This is a genomic window from Vibrio sp. QJM3NY_21, from assembly GCF_057785975.1.
The window spans coordinates 1,761,030-1,782,728 of the sequence record NZ_CM173513.1 but is presented as its reverse complement, the minus strand read 5'-3'; the positions used below and the strand labels follow the sequence as shown (position 1 = coordinate 1,782,728).

The following is a 21,699-nucleotide window of genomic DNA, read 5'->3' as shown; positions in this document are numbered from 1 at the left end:
CGCCCTTAAATTCTTACAAGAATCTAAGGGCGTTTCTGTATCAATAGAACTAAAAGCGGCGGTAGATTAGTGCTTCACTATTGTACTGTTTGGCTAACTCGGCAGAATCGTTTACTTTATTTCAGCACGCTCGTTTACCTCAGCACGTACTTGTGAAGCATAGCTTGTTGGTGTCCTGCTATCTCACCAACTTGCTCTGAACTCTCGATCATAGATTCAAGTTGCAGCTTAGTATTCTCCCCCTGCTCAGACACGCGAGTGATAGAATGCGTTACATCGACAGTCGCACGGGCTTGTTGTTCGGTTGCCACCATGATTTGCTCAACACGCCCTTTGATCTGGCTAACCGCGAATTCGATTTTCTCGAAGGCCTGCTTTACATCGCCACTGGTTTCCAGTGCATTCGCCATTTCGCTTCTAGATTCCGTTACAGAAGCACGTGAGCGATCAGCTGCCGCTACTAGCTCGTTCATCATGTTGCGAATATTGGTGGTTTGTTGGGAGGTACCACTCGCCAGTTTTCGCACTTCATCGGCAACCACTGCAAACCCGCGGCCTTGATCTCCTGCTCGCGCTGCTTCTATTGCGGCATTCAATGCGAGTAAGTTGGTGTTTTCAGCAATACCACTGATCACGTCGACCATTTCACGAATCTGTTTAACGCGAATATCCAAGTCCATCATCGATTCTTGATTCAGGCTAAGAGATTGCTCGAGTGCTTGTAATCGCTTCTGATTAAGGCCGACCACTTGGCTACCATTGACTGATTCGTCTTCTGCTATCTGCGCGTCGTCATTCGATGCGTTCGAGATACGAGCAATCTCACCAATGGATGCTTCAAGTTCTGTAATTGTGGTGATCATATTCTGTAGCGATTCGTTCTGCTCGTTCAAGCTTGAATTGGTTTGCTCTGCGGCGTCATGGCTTACTTCAGCCGTTTGATAAAGCGTTTCACAGTTACGCGTTACCAAACGAACCGAATCCGCGGTGGAATCAACGACCGTATTTAGCTTCGAAGTAATAACCTGCAGCTCTAGCGGCCCGAGTAGTTCACTTTGTTTAGAGAAATCATGATCTGCGAGCGAACTCAGTTGTTGAGTAATATTTTTAAGCCCTTTATTCATCCAACGGCGTAACACGAACCATGAGATCACAATGATAACGGCAATCACTAGCCCACTGATAAACAACACACGATCGATGTTGGTGATGGTTTGATTTACAACCAGTTCACTTTCATCAATCAGGTGGGAAGCGGTAGAAGACAAATGATTCAATGTGCTGATGACGGTATTCGCTAGGGTGATGACTTGCGTTAAGTTTTGCTCTTGCTGCTGAACCAGTTCGAGTTTCAAGAGGATTTGTTTGATTATCCCTTGCTCGGTGAAGCCTTCTTTCACCATTTCGTAAGGCGCCGTCAAGCTTGCGAATTCAGCGATGTCTGGGTGCCAATCGGCAAAATCGCTGTAAGCCAAGTTAAGGCCTGCGATTCGGTTTCTCAATTGACGGTATTCGTCTTGTGCTTTATCAATGTCAGATTGCATCATCAACATCAAGAAGGTGTTCGCCATAGCAGACGCACTGGATGTAAATCGGTTCGCTGCATCGCTCGCTTCTGGGTTGTCTTCAACCAAGAATGAGCTGATTCGGTTCATTTCAGGTCCGATCGAGCCAACGCCATAACGAAACTCGCCCATTTTACTGTCGATTAGGTTTTGCTTACTTTGAATCTCAATCTGTGCCAGCAGTACCGTATTAGTCATGGTTTGCAGTTGCGCCATATCATCAATAAGGTTTTGTTGTTGCTCTAAAGAGATCGCATCAGGAAAAGATTGGGAGATAAAAAGGAGTTCCTCAAGCGTGGTATTACTCTCTGTTGCGAGTTGGTCAATTGAAACCCTTGTCGAATTCAGCGCATCTAAGTCGGTTGACTGGGTGCTATAAGTGAGAAGTTTCACTTGCTCTAATACGCTTTGCGTTAATTCGGCGTTGTGCAAGGCAAGGGGTAATGCTTGTTCTGAAAGTGCGTCAAAATGTCCCCCGACCCGTTCAACTCCCCGAATGCTAACCATTGATAAAAAACTAACGAGTAAAAGTATGGAAATAAATACAGCAGTGACGGTTTGAATGAGCGAAAATGTATAACGTGAGGGTTTTATTGATAAATTTGTGTCGGGCATGTGAAATCCAGTTTGACTACGAAAAGAGATATCCTTAAGTTAGTTCGTATACTAGAAGTCCTTGATGACGTTTTTATTTCAGTTTTTTGTCAGAAGAGTTACATATGAAATTCAGAAAAATGGCTGTAGTTACAATAACTTTAGCAACATTGGCTGCTTGTAGCTCGACTCCACACCCTTCTCAGCTTAGTCAAACCGCACAGAAACCCCTATCAAAGTCAGAACAATTGACTACCAATGCGTATATGAGTGTGTATGAGCAGTGGAAAGGTGTGCCATACCATTTTGGTGGAACATCATTTCGAGGCGTAGATTGCTCCGCTTTTGTTCAAATTGCCGTGCAAAATGCAACTCAACAAGCCTTACCAAGAACCACAAAAGATCAGAGTAAAAAGGGAAAAGAAATAGCTTATGGGCAAGCAACAAGCGGAGATTTGGTATTTTTCAAAACATCGATGACGGTACGACACGTAGGTGTGTATTTAGGAAATAATCAATTCCTACATGCTTCGACATCGAAAGGTGTCATCATCTCGAGGTTGGATAACCCTTATTGGGCTTCTAAGTTTTGGCACTTTAGGCGTTTATAGCGGTTTAAAGACTTGACCGCTAAACGAGGTGACTTTTAAAGCTACGACGTAAACGCCTATCATCGTGAAAAAATGACTAACGAGGAAATGGACAAATAGTTAGTCGTATTTAGCGACAGCAGAATCAAATAGATTCTTCACTAGCGCGATGTATTCATCTAGAAATACAATTTGCTCGTTGGTCGCTTTCTTAGCCCATACACCCGCTAATACTTCGCCTAAATCCGCTACCACAGCATCGGCTTCTTTCAAAAGTTGAAAACGAACACTCGAATGCAACTCTGGATTTTGCTCAAAAATAGCCATGATGTTTGTTGAAATCATGTCTGTGATGATGTCTTCAACACTCTCATTGCCTGTATCGCCATTACTATTTGTAAAGACATCCAGATTAAACGATAAGTGCTCGATAAGAGCCAAATAGCCATCGGTTTCTACAACCACAATAAATCTCCGTTTTAAGCTCAAGAGCAGATTAATACGTACTTGCTTAATACTATGTAAATGAAGCGATTTGTCATCACTTTATTATCAAAAACCGTATTAAAATGATCCTAGTTAGTATTTCAGCTTAAATATTAAACCAATAGCTGAATATATACGTGTCGCTAGATGTCTGTTGGTCAAGATACTTGCAGACTCAGCACGCCATCATTACTCGGCTATTAAAGAGTCATAAAGAGCTAGCTAGCAAGTTGAGATGATCACGTGCCCTATCGTTAACTATAGTCGTTCAACCTACTCTAATAGCACATTTAAGTTGATGCGTAGACAATAACAAGCTCCAACTACTTTTCCAGTTTGTTTCAACCAAAACCGTTTCGATTGTGAGGCCAGTTCCAAACAATTCTATAACTTTGCCTTGCCAATTTCTGTTTGTATTTCAAAGAGCTTGCATCAGTTCGAGTTCACAAATCAGCCAATTGATTCTACATAAGGTGAAGAACAGATAAGAACATTGACGAGTACGTCTATAAATTGCTCAAATTTATCCTAAACTATGGCTAACAAACAGTATTTCTAACCTTCAATTTTTTAACTTTCAGTCTTTGAGGATTTCCTATGTGGCAGGCCATTTCTCAACAACTTTCAGATACTCTTCTATTTAACTTTCAGATTACTGAACGTACCAAGGTTTCTGGTGGTGACATTAACGATTGCTATATGATCAGCGATGGTAATGAACGCTACTTCGTAAAAGTGAACCAGCGAGAATTTTTACCTAAGTTTGAAATCGAAGCTGAGAACTTACGCTTGTTAAGAGAAACTTCCACCGTTTATGTTCCTGAGTTGGTACTGATTGGTAAAACCAAAGAATGCTCATTCATTATTCTCAATTACTTGCCAACTAAGCCGCTTGATACGGGTAATAACAGCTTTGATTTCGGCGTGCAGCTTGCTCAGCTTCATAAATGGGGCGAGCAAAAAGAGTTTGGTTGTGACCAAGATAATTATATCGGTAGTACGCTTCAGCCTAACCCTTGGCATAAGAAATGGGGTCGCTTTTTCTCTGAACAACGCATCGGCTTCCAACTGCAATTGCTAAAAGAGAAAGGCATTGAATTCGGTGATATTGATGACATCGTTGATGTGGTGAATATGCGTCTTGCTGGCCACAATCCTCGCCCTTCTTTACTTCATGGTGACCTATGGAATGGCAACGTAGCGAATTCAGCCTTTGGGCCAATCTGTTACGACCCCGCTTGTTATTGGGGTGATCATGAATGTGACTTAGCGTTAACGGAATTGTTTGATGGGTTTCCAAAAGAGTTTTATGAAGGTTACCAGAGCGTCAATCCACTCGACGTTGGCTATACTGATCGGAAAGACATTTACAACTTGTACCATCTTCTTAACCACTGCAATCAATTTGGCGGCGAATATTTAGCACAAACTGAGGCGTGTATTCAGAAGATACAGGCCGTTTAATACCAATCACAGCTAGCTAAGTCGTTCTATAAAGCTACTACGATCTATACAAGCTACTGCGATCTTTAAAGCTAATACGATTTGGACAAGATACAGTGAGGAGAATTAGCCATGCATAAATACACAGAGAAACATGTCTCGTGCCCCCACTGTGGGCATGCAATCAGCATAACGCTCGATGCTTCTAATGGGAGCCAAGATTTTTATGACGATTGCCCTGCGTGTTGCAATGCCATTCACCTCGATATGCAGGTGGATGAAGTCAGAGACAAAATTAATCTCTCGATTGATGCAGACGACGAACAAGTCTTCTAACACCTACTCTCTTGTCGAGTTGGAGCTACGCTTCGATTTAGAGCTTCCCCTCGATTTTGAGGCTAGCCTAGAAAAACACAAATACACAAAAATAGAAAAGAGCACCTAATGTGCTCTTTTTTAATATCTTCGACTTTTACTTGGTGTCGCTTTGGGGGCAAATGCTATTGATAAACCGTCACTACTATTTCTGGTTTGCTAGTACGCGTTCAACAGTATCAACAATCGCTTGTGTTTGAGGATCAAACTCAATATTTACTTGGTCGCCTACTTCACGGCCGCCAAACAGAGTGCGATTCAGCGTTTCTGGGATCAGGTGAACAGAGAAACGGTTATCTTCCACTTCACCGATTGTCAATGAACAACCATCAACGCCGATGTAGCCCTTGCTCAACACATACTTCATTGATTCTTGCGGCAGCTCAAACCAAAGCGTACAGTTATTTTCTGTCTTAATCACATCAACGAGGTTAGCCATCAGAGTAATGTGGCCAGACATACTATGTCCGCCAATTTCGTCACCAAACTTTGCTGCACGCTCAACATTCACTTTGTCACCAACATTCAGTTGGCCCAAGTTCGTCAATCGCAATGTGGCTTGCATTAAATCAAAAGCAATCTGATTGCCCGAAATTTCCGTTACCGTTAAGCAACAACCGTTATGAGCTACTGAGGCACCAATTGCTAATCCCTCAACCATTTCATCTGTTAACTCAATGGTATGAGTCTGAAACAGCTCTTTTTTGTTTATTGCAACCAGTGTTGCCATGCCTTGAACGATACCTGTAAACATAAGATTCCTATTTAGCATTCTAATAACAGTTTTTCATAGCAGTTATTGTGACATTTCTTTATGATTCGTCCAGTGGAAGCTTAAGATCATTGCCTCTGATTCCTTCAGAATGTCCTTTCCTACACTATTATTCTAATTTTCCCTCTTATTTGGAGTTGTTTGTGCATCGTTACAAAGAAGAATCCTCGAATCTAATCAAACTTGCGACCCCAGTATTGATCGCATCTGTTGCACAAACTGGAATGGGTTTTGTTGATACCGTAATGGCCGGTGGTGTAAGTGCTATCGATATGGCGGCGGTTTCGATTGCAGCAAGTATCTGGCTACCATCAATCTTATTTGGTGTAGGTCTTTTGATGGCGTTGGTTCCTGTTGTTGCACAACTGAACGGTTCAGGCCGCCAAGTCAAAATTCCATTTGAGATTCAGCAAGGTGCATTTTTAGCGCTCGTCATCTCGTTACCTATTATTGGCGTGCTATTCCAAACGCAGCTGATATTGGAATGGATGGACATTGAGCAACTCATGGCAGACAAAACCATCGGCTATATGAATGCGGTGATGTTTGCTGTGCCTGCGTTTTTGCTGTTCCAAACATTGCGAAGCTTTACGGATGGTATGTCTTTAACTAAGCCTGCCATGGTGATCGGTTTTATCGGCTTACTATTAAACATTCCGCTAAACTGGATGTTCGTATACGGGAAACTTGGAGCCCCTGCTCTTGGTGGTGTTGGCTGTGGCGTTGCAACGGCTATCGTCTATTGGGTGATGTTTGCACTGTTGTTCGCCTATGTTTTAACATCAAAGCGTTTGGCTAAAATCAACATCTTCGGGACGTTCCACAAACCTCAACTTAAAGCTCAAATTCGTTTGTTTAGACTTGGTTTTCCAGTTGCTGCCGCTATCTTCTTCGAGGTCACGCTATTCGCTGTGGTTTCCTTATTAGTTGCCCCATTAGGTTCATTGGTTGTTGCCGCTCACCAAGTCGCGATTAACTTCTCTTCTCTCGTATTTATGATTCCAATGAGTATCGGTGCCGCCGTGAGTATTCGTGTTGGCCATAAGCTTGGTGAAAACAACACTGAAGGTGCGAAAATCGCAACACACGTGGGTATCATCGTCGGTTTGGTAACAGCCTTTATGACAGCGGCATTAACAGTATTGTTTAGAGAGCAGGTTTCGTTACTTTACACAGAGAACACGGCAGTAGTTACCGTTGCAATGCAATTGCTGTTGTTCGCTGCGGTTTATCAATGTACCGATGCAATCCAAGTTATCGCTGCAGGTGCTTTGCGTGGATACAAAGACATGCGTTCGATCTTCAACATTACCTTCGTAGCGTATTGGTTACTTGGTCTTCCTATCGGCTACATCTTAGGAATGAAAGATTGGATTGTTGAACCTATGGGCGCACATGGCTTCTGGATTGGTTTCATTATCGGCCTAACATCAGCTGCCATTATGCTGGGTATGCGTTTGCATTGGATGCATAAACAAGACGATGATGTTCAGCTAGAATTTAGCTCTCGTTAGATTCGTACTCGCTAAACCGGTATCGCCGTTATCACATACAAAAAGAGCTCTGATTTTCAGGGCTCTTTTCGCTTACGGCTGTAAATGATTTAGGGGCGATTAGTTTATACTCAGGAGATTAGTACTCACTCTTTTCTCGAACAAAACGCGCAAACTTGGGCTTTCCGTTTTGCGTAAAGCCGTTATACCGGAAGGTGATTTGACTGCCTATTTCAGGTGGTGCGAGTCTCATCTGGTCACTGAACCCGCTTCCAATATAAAATTCCACACCCTCTTCTGTGTGAACCAAAATCGAACCCATCATCCCTTTATACTTCCCTATTCCACCTTTGTAACCAATAACCGTGGCTTCCGCATCGTGATGCCTTTTAAGCTTTAAAAGGTCATTACTTCGGCCTGCTTGATAGCGACTGGTGATCTTACGAAGCATCAAACCTTCACCATTACTCTCATCGACATTATCGAGTTGATGGAAAAGAGCTTCTTCATTGTGAATCGGTACATGTTCGATGTAGCTGACATGAGGTTCTCCAATCGTACTTACCCAATGCAAGATGTTGTAATAGCGCTTTTGATAATCACCAGCAGCCCCTGGCATATCAAACAACATGAAATCTATTTGGCGCCACGCTACGTCACTAGGCGTATGATCAAGGACGGTAGATTGGACTAAGTGGAATTGACCTCTTCCTGCCCACAACTCCCCTTCGAGATGTACCTTAGGCAAGTTTTTTGTAAACCACTTCGGTGAGTAAATGCGATTCCCGTTTCGAGTATAAAGGTGTTGTCCGTCCCAAAGAGCCCGAATCCCATCAAGCTTTTCACTCTTCCAGTATTCAGAAACATCAATGCCTTGTTGGTATGTATTGGCCAGTACCAAATGGTCGGGAGGTAAATAGGATGAATGAGAAGAAAGCGAACACGCCCATAGAGTTGCTATCGCCAATTTAGTTAATCTCATCATCTGCTCCGTATTGATATCTGTAGTGGTCAACAAACGCCTTTAATCCTAAGCGTTCTGACACGTAGGTAGACAACCTTTGCTAGAAGATGCGATCCACACATCAACCTTATTTAACTTTCAATTTCATTCATATAATTAATGACTTATGGGTCTCAAATGTTCACCCATTTTTAGTTCTCATATTGAGAAACCGACTTTCTCAATATGAGATAGAGATTAGCGTTTTATTTAAGTTATTGAAAAATATAAACATAAAAGTTGGCACATTCAGTGCAATTGTCCATTCATACTCAAAAGGAGATATCGCTATGGAACTACGTAAGATTGATTTAAATACAACGACACTGACTCTTTCTATCTTCGGTGATTTAGATGCAGCAGGTAGCCGTGATGCTCAGACCGATATTGACGATGTAATCTCAAATGATGGCCACCCTGAAATCGAAGTTGATTTTAGCCAAGTTGAGTTTTTAGATTCATCTGGTGTTGGCGCGATTGTTTACATGTTCAAACGCCTAACTGAGCGTGAGCGCAACATGCGACTTGAAAATGTGACTGGCCAGCCTCTTGAAATTATGAACTTGCTACGCATTGGCCACGCTATTCCAGTAAATTCAAAAAATCCTACAAATTCATGAAGATCCACTAAGCTAGAAGTAACAAAACATAATAATAAAAAGTAAAAACATAGGACGTTGGCATGAAAATACTGAAAAACTACATAGCCCTTTCTCTGTCTGCTTTGGTTCTAGGTGGCTGTACTAGCTACCCTGAACAAGGCACCGGCGGTTTGGCTGAAAGTTATGACTCTATTAACTACCAAAATTCCGACTTTTCTCCTGTCATGCCAGACGAACCTCTTGGTCCTGAACACGGACTACGTTTTGATTGGCAACTGGCTAAATTACATCTTGATGCCTTGATTCAAGAAGGCGCACGTTGGTGCTTCCCCGCTGCTGTTGTGCAAGCGATAGAGAAGCAAAATCGTATCGCTCGTGAACTGCAAGGTGGCCTGCTTCTAGATGCGGCCAACGACCTAGTCATTCAAAGAAAACGCTTAAATGAACTTGAAGTCCAACTCGACTATGTGACCTCACAAGCCCGCTGTGAACCACCAAAAAATGAAAACCAATTTAGATTGCAATTGTCGGTTATCGAACAGTTGTACGACCTGCTTAACGTTGACAACCAATTCGCGGAAAACTCTACCGAAGTCAATCCCAAGTACATGGGACGACTTGCCGAGGCGACCACACTACTGAAAGAGCATAAATCTCTAGACCTTGTAGTTACGGGTCATGCCGATGCCACGGGTACCGAAAAATTTAACGATGATTTGGCACTTGGACGTGCTAAACAAGTCGAACGCTACCTGACTATTTTTGGCTTAGGTGCTCAGCGAATTAAAGCCGTGTCTGTTGGTGAAACGGTTCCTCTTTTTGAAGGCGAATCAGACGGTACGCGTTTAACTAACCGCCGAGTGAGTATCGAAATTATCTCCCCTAAAAATGCCGAGAAAATGGGAGGTGGATTATGAAATTATTGATCACTTTTATCATCACCCTATCGTTAAGCTTTACGAGTGTCGTGAATGCGAGCGAAGAGTTTTCAGACGCGGTTCAAGTCGGTGACCTTATCCAAGTTAACGTACCCGGTGAAAGTACGTTGAACACAGGGTTCCAAGTGGATAAACGTGGACGTATTACCCTTCCTGAAGTTGGCGCCGTATTTGTTGCCGGTTATGACAGTGAGCAGCTTAACAAAGTCGTTCTAGAATCACTGGCTACCGCTTATAAAGATCTTTCGAATGCTTCGGTGTACGTCAAAGAACAACAAATCATTATTTACGTTCAAGGTTATGTAGAACAGCCTGGCGAATACACACTGTCATTGGGCTCTAGCATCCAAATGGCGCTTTACGCAGCCGGTGGATTACGTCCGGGAGCACAACTGGACAAATTGATTCTTAAGCGAGGCGCGGACAAGAAAGAGTTTAACTACAAACGTTTCCTTGATTCAGGAGACGAGTCGACATTACCTACTCTGCAATCACTGGATTCATTGTTCGTTCCAGCTTCTCCATTAGTCGGTAACATTGAACAAGAGTTCGACGCAGCAAAGCTTGCTAACTCTGGTGATAGTGCCGATTCTCGCAATTCAATTAAAGTATTTGGCGAGGTAAACGCACCGGGTTCGTTCACTTATAAAGAGAGCACCGATCTTGTTGACGTACTAATGCGCTCGGGCGGTGTGACTCGTTATGCCAGTGTTGAGCAAATCCGAGTAATTTCAAATAACACGCCTACGTTGTTCAACCTCAAACGTTATTTAGATTCTGGTGACGAAAGCCTACTTCCAATCTTACGCCCGGGTGCAACCATTTTTGTACCGAAGCAAGAAGAAGAGATCAAATCCGGCGCCAACATGGTTTACGTTATGGGTGAAGTTGCCGCTCCCGGTGCTTTTGAAGGAAAAAGAGACGCCACCTTCATGGATATCCTTGCGAATGCTGGCGGTCCGACTCGATTTGCAGAATCGCGCCAAATACGTGTGATCAAGGCGGATGGCAGAGTGCTTAAATTCGATTTAGCGGCTTACACAGAAGGTCTACCTAACTCTAATCCACCGAGCATTAAAGCCGGTGACGCTATTTTCGTTCCAGAGAAAACCGACATGAACGAGAAGTCTTGGTTGAAGATTGCACCAGACAGAGCGGTTAACGTTATCGGTGAAGTCAACCGACCTGGTCGTATTGAATGGTCAGATGAAATGAACTTCATGGGATTATTGGCTCACGTCGGCGGTCCTACGTTACGTGCTGACACCTCAAAAATTGAAGTTGTGACGGGTAGAAAGATGGTTGTGTTTAATCTTGATGATTTCATCAGAAATGGCGCGCCACGAGATCTGATGCCGCAAATTCGTGCAGGATCTATCGTCCGTGTCCACGACTTACCACAAGACCCTTCGGACAATAAATCTCAATGGGTACGTCAAAGCTCTGATGCTTCGATCTATATCTTTGGACAAGTGAATGCGCCGGGTCGTTACCGCTTTACCAAAGACATGCACTTTCTAGACATTTTGTCTGCAGCAGACGGCCCTACTAAGGATGCCGATATACACAACGTTCGTGTCACGCATCGTGATAAAACCTACTCTAAAGTAAGCAAACTCAATCTTTCACTGTACTTTGAAACCGGTGACGAATCATTACTGCCCAATGTAACCACGGGTGACACCATTTATATCCCAGAGAAAGGTAAGAACTGGTTAGACACACCGAAAGAAGAAACAGTTCGTGTGCTTGGTGCGATTAACAACCCAGGTCGCTATGTGTTTAACGACAACATGACCATTCTAGATATATTGGCAGAAGCGGCAGGCCCTACTGACAATGCTTACGTAGAGAAAATTACCATTGTGAATATGTCTTGTTGCCAAGGTCAAGCTCGTACCTTCGACCTTGTTGAGTTCAGCAAAACAGCCAATATTTACAACTTACCTGTGCTACGCGCTGGTGACACCATTTACATCCCAGATCGTCGTGAAAGCTTTATCGAAAAAGCACGTGTAGGATTAGATGACATACTACGTATTACGACCACCATCGTACTAATAGGAGCTTTATAATGACTATTTCAGCAACCCATGCCGAAGTCGAGCAACTGTATTTAGCTTCTGAACTTAACGGACAGAAATCGATTTGTGTGACGGCCTGTCACTCAGGTGACGGGGTAACCTCTGTTGCAACTGCATTAGCGGAACGTTTTCTTCTTGCTGGTCACTCCACGCTTTATGTTGACCTCAACTTATACAACCCCGCTTTCAAAGATTTGAACATGTTAGAAGACAGTCAACAGGGGCAGTTAATAGAACATGTTGAGTCTCACCGGATGTTCATTGGTGTCCCGGCACCTCAAGTGGCATCAACACAGCTTGCTTATAAAGACCCGACAACGCTACAAACAGTAGTGAACAAATGGTTAGAGAAATACGATAGAGTCATCATTGATACCTCACCGCTTCTCAACATTAACAAAGGGAATATCCCTGCACAGTCTGTTGCGAGTGCCTGTGACAGCACATTGATGGTTGTCGCCTATGGTGAAACGTCAACTCACCACCTAGAACAAGCGAAAAAGCTGCTTGATGCACAGAGTATCAATCTAATGGGCAGTGTGATGAACATGAAACAAACTCCTAGCTTTGCACAAGAGTTGGTAAGACAAATCAATCGAATGAAATTCCTTCCAACTAAACTTCGCGATAGCTTGGCAAGCAAGCTGTATCAAAATGAATTTTTAAACCTACCGATGTAACTTTTCCGCGCCACTGTAACTTTCTTGTACAACTGTATGGCTGTCATTGATACCATGACAGCCACCTATCCTATTAAATTTCATGCCGCGACAGCTCTAAATACCCCAAAACCAAATTGGGTGTTTTTGGCGAAATTATTATTGAAAATAAGATTTTAAAAACCATTCAACGCATTTCACACACGCCAACCATGGTCTTACCACCTTTAAATCCCTTCAGAAATCAACAGCCCCATGCCTAACTTTAGCGGTAATGTGACACAGACGGTTAAAGTGCCATGTAAATCGCATCAAAGATGGAATTCGTACGATTATTCCCTAAGATTATAAATAGAGGTGGTTTTTGACGAATTTGTAATAGTTTGACAAAGTTATCCGATGGCTGTTGAAACACAGTGGATGAATTGGCAAATCACACTTCACTGACTTTGCACGTTTATCTATTCAAACTTCACCCATCCCTCCTTCTGCTCAAATGGTTCAAATACACGGAAAGGATCACCATCGAGCAATTTAGATAATCGATTTACCTTGGTTACCTTAGTTGTATTATTAAAGAGAAAGGAAACTCAATATGAAATACAAGTTAAGCTCCGTATTTTTGTTAGTAGCAGCAGCCAGCGGTAATGCTAACGCTGGAGAATGTGGCAGCGTAACAATCGCAGATATGAACTGGAACTCTGCAACATTGATCGCCAATATCGACCAATTCATCCTAGAACATGGTTACGGCTGTGATGCCGAACTTATCCCTGGCGACACTATGCCAACAGGCACATCTATGATTGAAAAAGGTCAGCCTGACGTTGCACCTGAGCTTTGGAGCAACAGCTTAAAAGATGCATTGGACAAAGGTGTCCAAGAAAAACGTCTTCGCTACGCAGGTAAAGCACTTGTGAATGGTGGTGAAGAAGGCTTTTGGGTTCCAGCTTACTTAGTTAAACAATACCCAGAGATGGCAACCATCGAAGGTGTACGTAAAAACGCTAGCTTGTTTAAGCACCCTGAAGACCCAGATACATCAGCATTCTACAGTTGCCCAGCAGGCTGGAACTGTCAGATCAGCGCCGGAAACTTGTTTAACGCTCTTGAGCTGGAAGACAGTGGTTTCACGATTGTTGATCCAGGCTCGAGTGCCGGCTTATCTGGCTCTATCGCAAAAGCTTATGAGCGCGAAGAAGCTTGGTTTGGTTACTACTGGGCGCCAACTGCCGTTCTAGGTAAATACGACATGGTTAAAGTTGACTTTGGCAGTGGTGTTAATGAACAAGAGTTCCTAACTTGTACCACTAAAGAAGACTGTGATTCACCTAAAGCGACCATGTACCCGCCTTCACCAGTGCACACAGTCACTACAGAAGACTTCGCATCGAGAGCACCAGAGGCTTACGACTACTTCACTAAACGTGGTTTCACTAACGACAAAATGAACTCACTTCTTGCTTGGATGGAAGACAACCAAGCGGATGGTGAAGAAGCGAGTATCCATTTCTTGAGTGAGTTCCCGGAAATATGGCACCCATGGGTTTCTCAAGAAGTCGCTAAGAAAGTTGAAGCAGAGCTGTAAGAGCTTGGTTTAATAACAAGCAATACGCTTCAATAATACGGAAATAACGTCGCTATACTTGATGTTATTCATGATTCGGAGCCCTTTTCACAGGCGATACCTCATCGCATGAACAAGTGGCTCCGAACTATAAGGATATAAAATGGCTGACACCAATTGGTTATCAAGCTTTCCAGAGATGGAACGCGCTGATTTACGAACCATAAAAAAGACGCTAGATGGCGCATACCGTGAATTCTCTCGTGAATACGGTGAAATGATTGAATCTCTATTTGACCCTCTTCTTTCATTCCTTGTTTGGTTTGAAAAACTTCTTATCTCAACCCCTTGGATTATAGTCCTCGCCGTTTGTACAAGCCTTGTCTACGCCGCAAGTCGTTCTTGGAAACTGGCTTTAGGTTGTGTCGTTTCTTTGCTCCTTATTGGTTACTTTGGAATGTGGGAAGACACCATGCGGACGCTCAGTATCATTACTGTTTGTACCTTGGTTTCGATATTCTTAGGCATTCCGATTGGTATTGCGATGGCTCGTTCAAATCGAGCTCAATCTATCGTTACACCGATGCTTGATATCATGCAAACCATGCCAGCATTCGTTTACTTGATCCCAGTGGTGATGTTACTCGGCATCGGTAAAATTCCAGGTCTAATCGCCGTGGTTATCTACGCTATCCCACCCGTGATTCGTTTAACCAACCTAGGCATACGCTTGGTCGACAAAGAAGTTCTTGAAGCCGCTACCGCATTTGGTGCGAGCAAAAAACAACGCTTATGGGGTGTTCAACTTCCCCTAGCAATGCCAACGATCATGGCGGGTATCAACCAAACCATCATGATGGCACTGTCTATGGTTGTTATCGCATCCATGATTGGCGTGAAAGGCCTAGGACAACCAGTTCTTAAATCCATCACCAACCAATATTTCACATTAGGCTTGATGAATGGTTTCGCCATTGTTGCCCTCGCAATTCTTTTTGACCGCGCTTCACAGGCATACGCAAGAAGAACCAATGCGCATTTAGGAGGACTCAAGCATGACTAAACCATTGATTGAAATTAGTGGTCTATACAAAGTGTTTGGACCGAAACCGATGTCTGTTATGAACCGAGTTCAGGACGGTGAACACAAAGATCAGATTCTTGCGGACACAGGTCATACCGTCGGTTTAAAAGAGATTAATCTCGAGATTAACCGCGGTGAAATCTTCGTTATCATGGGGCTTTCTGGCTCGGGTAAATCGACTCTAATTCGCCACTTCAACCGTTTAATTGACCCAACGCAGGGTAAAATCATGGTTGAAGGTATTGATGTAATGAGCCTCAACACCAAGCAATTAGAAGAGTTCCGCCGTCATAAAATGTCGATGGTATTCCAACGCTTTGGCTTAATGCCTCATCGCACCGTGGTAGAAAACGTTGCGTACGGGTTGGAAGTACAAGGCATCAAAAAAGAAGACCGTTTAGCAAAAGCCAATGAATGGTTAGAAACAGTGGGTTTGAAAGGTTACGGCAAGCAGTACCCTGCCCAGCTTTCTGGTGGTCAGCAACAACGTGTTGGCCTTTCTCGCGCTCTGTGTACTAACGCTGAAATCTTGTTAATGGATGAAGCCTTTTCGGCACTCGACCCTTTGATTCGAAGTGAAATGCAAGATCAGCTTATCGAACTTCAACAGAAGCTTCATAAGACGATTGTTTTCATTACCCACGATTTGGATGAAGCACTCCGTCTCGGCGATCGAATCGCAATTTTGAAAGATGGCGAGTTGGTACAACAAGGCACACCACATGAGATTCTGCTGAATCCAGCCGATGACTATGTAGAGGCGTTCGTTAAAGACGTAAACCGTGCTCGTGCATTGACGGTTGAAACGGTTATGCAGCCTCCTCTCTATCGAATCACTTCAGAAACGATTGAAGGTGCTCTGGCACAAATGAAGATGCTGAAAAACGATTACGCTTATCACGTAACGGATGACGGCTATCAAGGCCTAGTCACACAAGAGAGCCTACAAGACGCCGTTGAAGATGCCTCTGTTCATGACTTCAGTGATGAGATTTACGAAGAGGTTCCTGCTGTTTTACCTGATGCGGTCATTGAAGAAGTTCTACCAGACACCATGTCTTGTGACTACTCCCTTCCAGTTGTCGACGAAGATGGAAATCTGAAGGGTGAATTAGAGAGAAGCGCCGTTGCTGATATCTTCTCTGAAAGTAGCGAGGAAGAAGTAGAAGCTGACCCAAAGCCAAAGATTGATAAAGCTTCGTAGCCTAAACTACTTAACCCCTCCAAGACCACTGTTGTTAATTCACTGCAGTGGTCTTTTTATTTGTATCGGCCTCGTTTTCTCCTGAGCTCTACCCGCCCCTTACGCTTATAGGCACCTAAGTTTATATTTCATAAGAGAAAACAAAATTAAATCAGTCCGTTAGGCTTGTCACAAACCCTGTAGCAATATGAGTGAGATGGTAATTAATTGCTCTGTTTATACGGCAAGCAGTTGAAATTATTCTAGAAAATGACTAGAACTTAATAGTACTCACGGATATTAGGCTCAATAGAAGGACTTAGTTTGATGAATTCCACTTTAGCGTCAGACACAGCTGCACATCTAAACTCACAAGAAGTTAGCGAGCTTGTTGATGAAAGCGTTCTAGAGCAAATGATTCGAGATACAAGTGCGGATATTATCCCGATCTTGATCGACCATTATGTCGAAGAATCACAAACACGCTTGGTCGCCATAAAAGAGGCTGTCGCTCAGAAAGACGCTCAAACACTAGAATTCGAGGTACACACTCTCGGCAGCACAGCACTCTCATTAGGTAATCGCCCTTTGGGTGAGTTAGCTCGCGCCTTAGAGAAGCAATGTTTAGAACAGAATCATGATGCAGCATTTCGACGAGTTGACGAATTATTAGAACTCGCAGAGCGTTCAATCAAAGCCTTGCTTGAAAGAAAAGAGGCTGGTTTCAGTTAACTTTGGATGTTCATCATAAGTATCAGACAAAAACTCAACATAGTCGTTATCAATATAGTAACCATTAACATGTACTCCGGCGTGACCAACAACGCGAGAAGTACATCTATAGTTTGTTAAGAGATTGCATGCGGTAGATAACAAATAAACAAGACTCGTATTGATGGATGCATACCACTATGTTATTGATTGGTTAGGATAAAGTTTCAAAAGGAATACACAATGCGCCCTAAGGTATTGTTAGTTGAAGACTCCACCTCACTCGCCGTACTCTACAAGCAGTACGTAAAAGACGAACCCTACGATATTTTCCACGTCGAAACCGGCGCAGAAGCTAAGATCTTCATTGAAAGGCACTCTCCACAGCTTGTTATTCTCGATCTTAAGTTGCCCGACATGCCAGGTGAAGAAGTACTAGATTGGATTAGCGAAAATGAAATACCGACCGCCGTCATTATCGCGACAGCACATGGCTCAGTTAATATTGCTGTAGACCTTATCCAACGCGGTGCGGAAGATTTCTTGGAAAAGCCAATTCAAGCCGATCGACTTAAGACCTCTGTTCGCTTGCATTTGAAACGAGCTAAGCTAGAGAACCTCGTTGATGACATGCAAAGCAAGTTTGATCGTGACCGCTTTCATAATTTCATTGGCTCTTGCCTACCTATGCAGGCTGTCTATAAGATCATTGATTCGGTGGCGCCAACCACCGCTAGCGTGTTTATTAACGGCGAAAGTGGTACGGGTAAAGAAGTGTGCGCGGAGGCTATTCATCAGGAGAGTCAGCGTAACGGCAAGCCCTTCGTTGCCATTAACTGTGGCGCTATCCCTCGAGACCTAATGGAGAGTGAAATCTTCGGTCACGTCAAAGGTGCGTTTACCGGTGCGACAACCGACCGTAAAGGTGCTGCAATGCAAGCACACGGCGGTACCCTATTTCTCGATGAGCTTTGCGAAATGGAACTGGAGATGCAAAAGAAGCTCCTACGATTTCTGCAAACAGGTACGTTTACTCCACTCGGTGGTAATCGCGAGATTAAAGTAGATGTCAGAATTATCTGTGCGACCAACCGCGACCCACTGGTTGAGGTCGAAGAAGGACGTTTTAGAGAAGACCTTTACTATCGTGTTCACGTTGTGCCTATCGAGATGCCACCACTTCGTGAACGAGGAAGTGACATTGTGACTTTGGCTAATCACTTTTTGAAATTGTATGCGAAGCAAGACAAGAAGAAGTTCAAATCCATAGACAAAGAAACGCAGAATCTACTTAAACGTTATGTGTGGCCAGGCAACGTGCGTCAGTTGCAAAACATCATCCGTAACATCGTGGTGTTGAACAATGAAACGAGCGTGACCAAAGACATGTTACCTCCTCCGATTAATAAAGTAGACGCGGCTCCAACTTCGAAATCAGTGACACCGATTCGAGTAGCGGCGCCCCAAGCTGCTGTTGTGGAAGCACCAGAAGCTAAGTTGCCACCGATTACTCCTGAAGAGTTGGAGCAATCGTCAGTTGTTCCCGCTAACAACGACCCGATGACGCCCGCATTTACAACAAACGAAGGTGCTATTCGTCCAATGTGGCAAATAGAGCGCGAAGCCATTCAACACGCGATCAATCATTGCGATGGGAATGTGCTAAACGCTGCTGTGTTGTTAGAACTTAGTCCTTCTACCGTTTACCGTAAGAAGCAGGCTTGGGAATCGGAAGATGAGTACAATCAAGCCTAGCCAAGGTGTACTCAACGTAAACCTTCATGAGATCTGGCTGTTGATCGACAGCCAAACTTTTGGAGGTATAGAAACGCATGTTTTAGAATTAGCACAAGGCCTGATATCTGAAAGCGCTCAGTATTCAGAGGCTGTTAGAATCGTTCTTTTGACTAAGTTTAAGCCTGAAGCGATCATCGTTGAAAAGTTAGATGCGCTGCATATCCCTTATAGTTACCTCTCCGATTTAGCCTCTTGCTGTGCGGATTCAAGCAGCAAGAGCGCGACACAACTTAAACGTGCAGTTCGACATTATCAGCCAAGGCTTATCCATGCTCATGGTTACAAAGCCAGTTTGTTCAGCAAGCTCATAAAACTCTCACCTCGTTTAAGCAATACTAAACAAATCACCACTTATCACGCAGGTGAAACCCCAACAGGCAAAGTATGGCTTTATGACTGGCTCGACCGTTACAGCAGCTTTCTTTCTGATCAGTCGCTCGTGGTCAGTGAGAAGATCAAAGCGAAAGTACCGAGTAAAAGCCATCAATTGAATAACTTTGTTAAAGTCCCTACCGGGTTAACAAGCTCCCCTTCATCAGGCCAATTCCATGTTGGTTTTGTGGGGCGATTGAGCCATGAAAAAGCGCCTGATCGATTTGTCGCATTAGCCAAACAGTTTCCTGATGTTCGGTTTGAGCTTTTTGGGGACGGACCCGAAATGGAGGCCTTAGTTAAATCGCAGCCTGATAATGTTACCTTTCATGGGCATCAAACCAATATGGACGACGTCTGGAGCCAAATCGATTTGTTAATCATCCCTTCCCGCTTTGAAGGCTTACCGATGGCAGCATTAGAAGCCATGATTCGCGGCATTCCCGTTCTCGCCACCTCAGTTGGTAACTTGCCTAAGCTCATCGTGCACCAAGTTAATGGCTACCTCGCCAATTCAGAGCCTGATTCAGAAACAGCGTTAGTACTAAAACAGCATTTATCCACGTGGATGTCATTGACGAGTGAACAACGTGACTCCCTCAGCAGTAACGCCATAGAAACCGTTAAAAACAAATACTCGCCACAAGCTGTTGTCCCGCAGTTGTTAGAAATCTATCAACTCGACTGTTAATACTAGTCTTAGTAGGTAATTGGTTATTTTAGCTGGATAACTTAGCCGTTCTAGCCAGTCTTATACTGATTCTCAAAATGACAAAACTTACCTCACGGCTAAGCCCTCACTTAATAATCCAACGCTAAATCAGTTAGTTAAACAAAATGCATAACTGGCACTCGCTTTGCAATATTTAACATCAGGTGTAACTACGTCTCAAAAGATTGCGAGCCGAGTCATTAAGAGTTTATTTGCGAATAGAGGTCACAATGGTCAACCCTGAAGCCAATAGATTGCCAGTCATCATCACGATCAGCGCCTTGTGTGTCGGGCTCGGTATTGTCTGGTACTTCGTGCCGCATCCCGCTGTTATTGTTGCGCTAGCACTTCTTCCTTTGGCTGGAATGTTTGTTATTAACAAAACCTTTTGGATGGTGATACTGTTCGTTGTCTTTTCATTTTTTCGAATCCACGAAGCGATACCTCAACTCTATTCGTTAAAGATACCGCTATTACTCTCGCTAGGCGCGCTTTCCGCTTTGCTCTGGCATGCTTTCATCAGCAAAGAACTTAAAATATTCTGGCACCCTACATTGAGCTGGCTTGCTGTTTTTTGGGCTCTCGTCTTTATCGGCCTGATCTTCGCGTCTAACCGTCCAACAGCGTTAGCTGAATTTAAAGGCGTGTATTGGAAAATAATGGTGATGACACTCGCTATCGTGTGGCTGGTAAACAGCGTCGAAAACTTAGCAAAGACATCGATAATCATCATGATGGCAGGTTCGTTAGTCGCACTTATTGCAATTAACAACTCAATCAATGGTATCGGATTAGTCGAAGGGTCACGTGTCACTATTGGCCGCGATTTTGGTTCGATGTTAGGAGATCCTAATGATTTAGCACTGGTTCTTTTGTTTCCACTTGCGTTTGCGCTCAGTCAGACGACCACCCATGGCATTCATGCTTTTAAGCGTGTATTGAGTATTGGTGTCGCTGTATTGTTACTTGCCGCTATCGTTGCAACCCAAAGCCGTGGTGGATTACTTGGTGCGCTAGCAGTGGTCGGGATTTTTGCGTTCAAAGTAATACGTTCAAAATCACTGTTGATCACTTTGGGCGCGATCGGAGCGATTGGCCTTTACTTTGTTGCTGGAATTTCAGACAGAGCATCAGGCGGTGCTGCTGAACAAGGGGTTGATGAATCTGCAATGGGGCGAATCTATGCATGGGAAGCCGCGTTCAAAATGGCACTGGATAACCCTTTAACCGGAGTCGGCCTAAACAATTTCTTTTCTAATTACTTCTTTTATAGTTCGCACTGGGACGGACTGAATCATGCGGTTCACAGTACTTGGTTTGGCGTGCTCGCTGAAACTGGCTTTCTAGGGTTGATTATCTTTCTGATATTGATTGGCTCACTGATCAAAACAATACGCTCGACACTCAAACAGCTTTCAGAGACGACCAACGTAATCGACCCAAATCTCAATGCCGCGGCTTACGCCGTATATGCTGGGTTAATTGGCACCATCGTCTCGGGTACCTTCCTAACACAAGGCTTCAACTGGCCTATCTATATCCTTTCCGCATTGATTGTTGCTGTTGCGAACGTATCTCATACTGCCTGTCAAAATGAGAAAATCTAAAAGCCAACTTGTAACACATTGAAAATAATAAACTTATTAAATGGCACAATATATGAAAGTAC

The 21,699-nt window shown here is 43.7% G+C and carries 19 protein-coding genes; 15 read left to right on the top strand and 4 right to left on the bottom strand.

The genetic code is table 11. The annotated features are described in order from the left end of the window. Window positions 1–134 precede the first annotated feature (134 nt). Complete coding sequence (locus tag AC3CID_RS08170) at window positions 135–2,180, bottom strand: methyl-accepting chemotaxis protein (RefSeq protein ID WP_488526373.1); 2,046 nt, start codon at window positions 2,178–2,180, stop codon at window positions 135–137. Between the two features lie 104 nt (window positions 2,181–2,284). On the opposite strand from AC3CID_RS08170, the gene AC3CID_RS08165 reads away from it, so the two are divergent. After that, entirely contained in the window at window positions 2,285–2,770 is a 486-nt protein-coding gene (locus AC3CID_RS08165) for a C40 family peptidase (protein WP_488517938.1), read from the top strand. A gap of 99 nt (window positions 2,771–2,869) precedes the next feature. Here AC3CID_RS08165 and AC3CID_RS08160 read toward each other — a convergent pair whose 3' ends face one another. Next, window positions 2,870–3,214, bottom strand: a complete 345-nt coding sequence (locus AC3CID_RS08160) for a DUF3802 family protein (protein ID WP_004733787.1) — start codon at window positions 3,212–3,214, stop codon at window positions 2,870–2,872. A gap of 618 nt (window positions 3,215–3,832) precedes the next feature. Here AC3CID_RS08160 and AC3CID_RS08155 point away from each other — a divergent pair. Beyond that, the gene (locus AC3CID_RS08155; protein WP_054547752.1) at window positions 3,833–4,699 is read left to right on the top strand and encodes a fructosamine kinase family protein; all 867 of its coding nucleotides are present in this window, start codon (window positions 3,833–3,835) and stop codon (window positions 4,697–4,699) included. Window positions 4,700–4,810: 111 nt separating this feature from the next. Next, the gene (locus AC3CID_RS08150; protein WP_054547753.1) at window positions 4,811–5,014 is read left to right on the top strand and encodes a CPXCG motif-containing cysteine-rich protein; all 204 of its coding nucleotides are present in this window, start codon (window positions 4,811–4,813) and stop codon (window positions 5,012–5,014) included. A gap of 184 nt (window positions 5,015–5,198) precedes the next feature. Here AC3CID_RS08150 and AC3CID_RS08145 read toward each other — a convergent pair whose 3' ends face one another. Then, on the bottom strand, window positions 5,199–5,807 hold the full coding sequence (locus AC3CID_RS08145; protein WP_488526372.1) for a riboflavin synthase subunit alpha: 609 nt from the start codon (window positions 5,805–5,807) through the stop codon (window positions 5,199–5,201). Between the two features lie 161 nt (window positions 5,808–5,968). Between AC3CID_RS08145 and AC3CID_RS08140 the strand changes: the two genes are divergently transcribed. Then, window positions 5,969–7,339 carry an MATE family efflux transporter gene (locus AC3CID_RS08140; RefSeq protein ID WP_171316358.1) on the top strand — a complete coding sequence of 457 codons (1,371 nt, stop codon included), beginning with the start codon at window positions 5,969–5,971 and terminating at the stop codon, window positions 7,337–7,339. A gap of 118 nt (window positions 7,340–7,457) precedes the next feature. Here AC3CID_RS08140 and AC3CID_RS08135 read toward each other — a convergent pair whose 3' ends face one another. Next, window positions 7,458–8,300 carry a DNA ligase gene (locus tag AC3CID_RS08135; protein WP_171316356.1) on the bottom strand — a complete coding sequence of 281 codons (843 nt, stop codon included), beginning with the start codon at window positions 8,298–8,300 and terminating at the stop codon, window positions 7,458–7,460. A gap of 311 nt (window positions 8,301–8,611) precedes the next feature. Here AC3CID_RS08135 and AC3CID_RS08130 point away from each other — a divergent pair, with 311 nt between their 5' ends. The 11 genes from AC3CID_RS08130 to AC3CID_RS08080 all read left to right on the top strand — a co-directional run bounded on the left by AC3CID_RS08130 (window position 8,612) and on the right by AC3CID_RS08080 (window position 21,637). Beyond that, window positions 8,612–8,941, top strand: a complete 330-nt coding sequence (locus tag AC3CID_RS08130) for an STAS domain-containing protein (protein WP_004733793.1) — start codon at window positions 8,612–8,614, stop codon at window positions 8,939–8,941. 62 nt (window positions 8,942–9,003) lie between these two features. Beyond that, window positions 9,004–9,840, top strand: coding sequence for an OmpA family protein (locus AC3CID_RS08125; RefSeq protein ID WP_488526371.1), 837 nt, complete (start codon window positions 9,004–9,006; stop codon window positions 9,838–9,840). After that, complete coding sequence (locus AC3CID_RS08120) at window positions 9,837–11,936, top strand: SLBB domain-containing protein (RefSeq protein ID WP_488526370.1); 2,100 nt, start codon at window positions 9,837–9,839, stop codon at window positions 11,934–11,936. The genes AC3CID_RS08125 and AC3CID_RS08120 overlap by 4 nt, the downstream gene beginning before the upstream one ends. Continuing rightward, window positions 11,936–12,625: a P-loop NTPase family protein gene (locus tag AC3CID_RS08115; RefSeq protein ID WP_488526369.1), complete on the top strand. Its 690-nt coding sequence runs from the start codon at window positions 11,936–11,938 to the stop codon at window positions 12,623–12,625. The genes AC3CID_RS08120 and AC3CID_RS08115 overlap by 1 nt, the downstream gene beginning before the upstream one ends. Window positions 12,626–13,199: 574 nt before the next feature. Next, window positions 13,200–14,192: an ABC transporter substrate-binding protein gene (locus tag AC3CID_RS08110; RefSeq protein ID WP_065205217.1), complete on the top strand. Its 993-nt coding sequence runs from the start codon at window positions 13,200–13,202 to the stop codon at window positions 14,190–14,192. A gap of 142 nt (window positions 14,193–14,334) precedes the next feature. Then, complete coding sequence (locus AC3CID_RS08105; protein ID WP_054547760.1) at window positions 14,335–15,234, top strand: ABC transporter permease; 900 nt, start codon at window positions 14,335–14,337, stop codon at window positions 15,232–15,234. After that, window positions 15,227–16,459, top strand: coding sequence for a quaternary amine ABC transporter ATP-binding protein (locus AC3CID_RS08100; protein WP_065205218.1), 1,233 nt, complete (start codon window positions 15,227–15,229; stop codon window positions 16,457–16,459). The genes AC3CID_RS08105 and AC3CID_RS08100 overlap by 8 nt, the downstream gene beginning before the upstream one ends. A gap of 306 nt (window positions 16,460–16,765) precedes the next feature. Continuing rightward, window positions 16,766–17,170, top strand: coding sequence for an Hpt domain-containing protein (locus AC3CID_RS08095; RefSeq protein WP_171313037.1), 405 nt, complete (start codon window positions 16,766–16,768; stop codon window positions 17,168–17,170). Between the two features lie 222 nt (window positions 17,171–17,392). Further along, window positions 17,393–18,904, top strand: a complete 1,512-nt coding sequence (locus tag AC3CID_RS08090; protein WP_065205220.1) for a sigma-54-dependent transcriptional regulator — start codon at window positions 17,393–17,395, stop codon at window positions 18,902–18,904. Beyond that, on the top strand, window positions 18,885–20,009 hold the full coding sequence (locus AC3CID_RS08085; RefSeq protein WP_488527261.1) for a glycosyltransferase family 4 protein: 1,125 nt from the start codon (window positions 18,885–18,887) through the stop codon (window positions 20,007–20,009). The genes AC3CID_RS08090 and AC3CID_RS08085 overlap by 20 nt, the downstream gene beginning before the upstream one ends. Window positions 20,010–20,260: 251 nt before the next feature. Beyond that, complete coding sequence (locus tag AC3CID_RS08080; RefSeq protein WP_488527260.1) at window positions 20,261–21,637, top strand: O-antigen ligase family protein; 1,377 nt, start codon at window positions 20,261–20,263, stop codon at window positions 21,635–21,637. Window positions 21,638–21,699 lie beyond the last annotated feature (62 nt).

Excerpts from the sequence above, each read along its gene's own strand:
- AC3CID_RS08090 (WP_065205220.1), top strand. The coding sequence starts at position 17,393 with ATGCGCCCTAAGGTATTGTTAGTTGAAGACTCCACCTCACTCGCCGTA.
- AC3CID_RS08085 (WP_488527261.1), top strand. The coding sequence starts at position 18,885 with ATGAGTACAATCAAGCCTAGCCAAGGTGTACTCAACGTAAACCTTCAT.
- AC3CID_RS08170 (WP_488526373.1), bottom strand. The coding sequence starts at position 2,180 with ATGCCCGACACAAATTTATCAATAAAACCCTCACGTTATACATTTTCG.
- AC3CID_RS08165 (WP_488517938.1), top strand. The coding sequence starts at position 2,285 with ATGAAATTCAGAAAAATGGCTGTAGTTACAATAACTTTAGCAACATTG.
- AC3CID_RS08135 (WP_171316356.1), bottom strand. The coding sequence starts at position 8,300 with ATGAGATTAACTAAATTGGCGATAGCAACTCTATGGGCGTGTTCGCTT.
- AC3CID_RS08145 (WP_488526372.1), bottom strand. The coding sequence starts at position 5,807 with ATGTTTACAGGTATCGTTCAAGGCATGGCAACACTGGTTGCAATAAAC.
- AC3CID_RS08100 (WP_065205218.1), top strand. The coding sequence starts at position 15,227 with ATGACTAAACCATTGATTGAAATTAGTGGTCTATACAAAGTGTTTGGA.
- AC3CID_RS08120 (WP_488526370.1), top strand. The coding sequence starts at position 9,837 with ATGAAATTATTGATCACTTTTATCATCACCCTATCGTTAAGCTTTACG.
- AC3CID_RS08155 (WP_054547752.1), top strand. The coding sequence starts at position 3,833 with ATGTGGCAGGCCATTTCTCAACAACTTTCAGATACTCTTCTATTTAAC.
- AC3CID_RS08080 (WP_488527260.1), top strand. The coding sequence starts at position 20,261 with ATGGTCAACCCTGAAGCCAATAGATTGCCAGTCATCATCACGATCAGC.
- AC3CID_RS08095 (WP_171313037.1), top strand. The coding sequence starts at position 16,766 with ATGAATTCCACTTTAGCGTCAGACACAGCTGCACATCTAAACTCACAA.
- AC3CID_RS08150 (WP_054547753.1), top strand. The coding sequence starts at position 4,811 with ATGCATAAATACACAGAGAAACATGTCTCGTGCCCCCACTGTGGGCAT.
- AC3CID_RS08125 (WP_488526371.1), top strand. The coding sequence starts at position 9,004 with ATGAAAATACTGAAAAACTACATAGCCCTTTCTCTGTCTGCTTTGGTT.
- AC3CID_RS08115 (WP_488526369.1), top strand. The coding sequence starts at position 11,936 with ATGACTATTTCAGCAACCCATGCCGAAGTCGAGCAACTGTATTTAGCT.
- AC3CID_RS08105 (WP_054547760.1), top strand. The coding sequence starts at position 14,335 with ATGGCTGACACCAATTGGTTATCAAGCTTTCCAGAGATGGAACGCGCT.
- AC3CID_RS08130 (WP_004733793.1), top strand. The coding sequence starts at position 8,612 with ATGGAACTACGTAAGATTGATTTAAATACAACGACACTGACTCTTTCT.
- AC3CID_RS08110 (WP_065205217.1), top strand. The coding sequence starts at position 13,200 with ATGAAATACAAGTTAAGCTCCGTATTTTTGTTAGTAGCAGCAGCCAGC.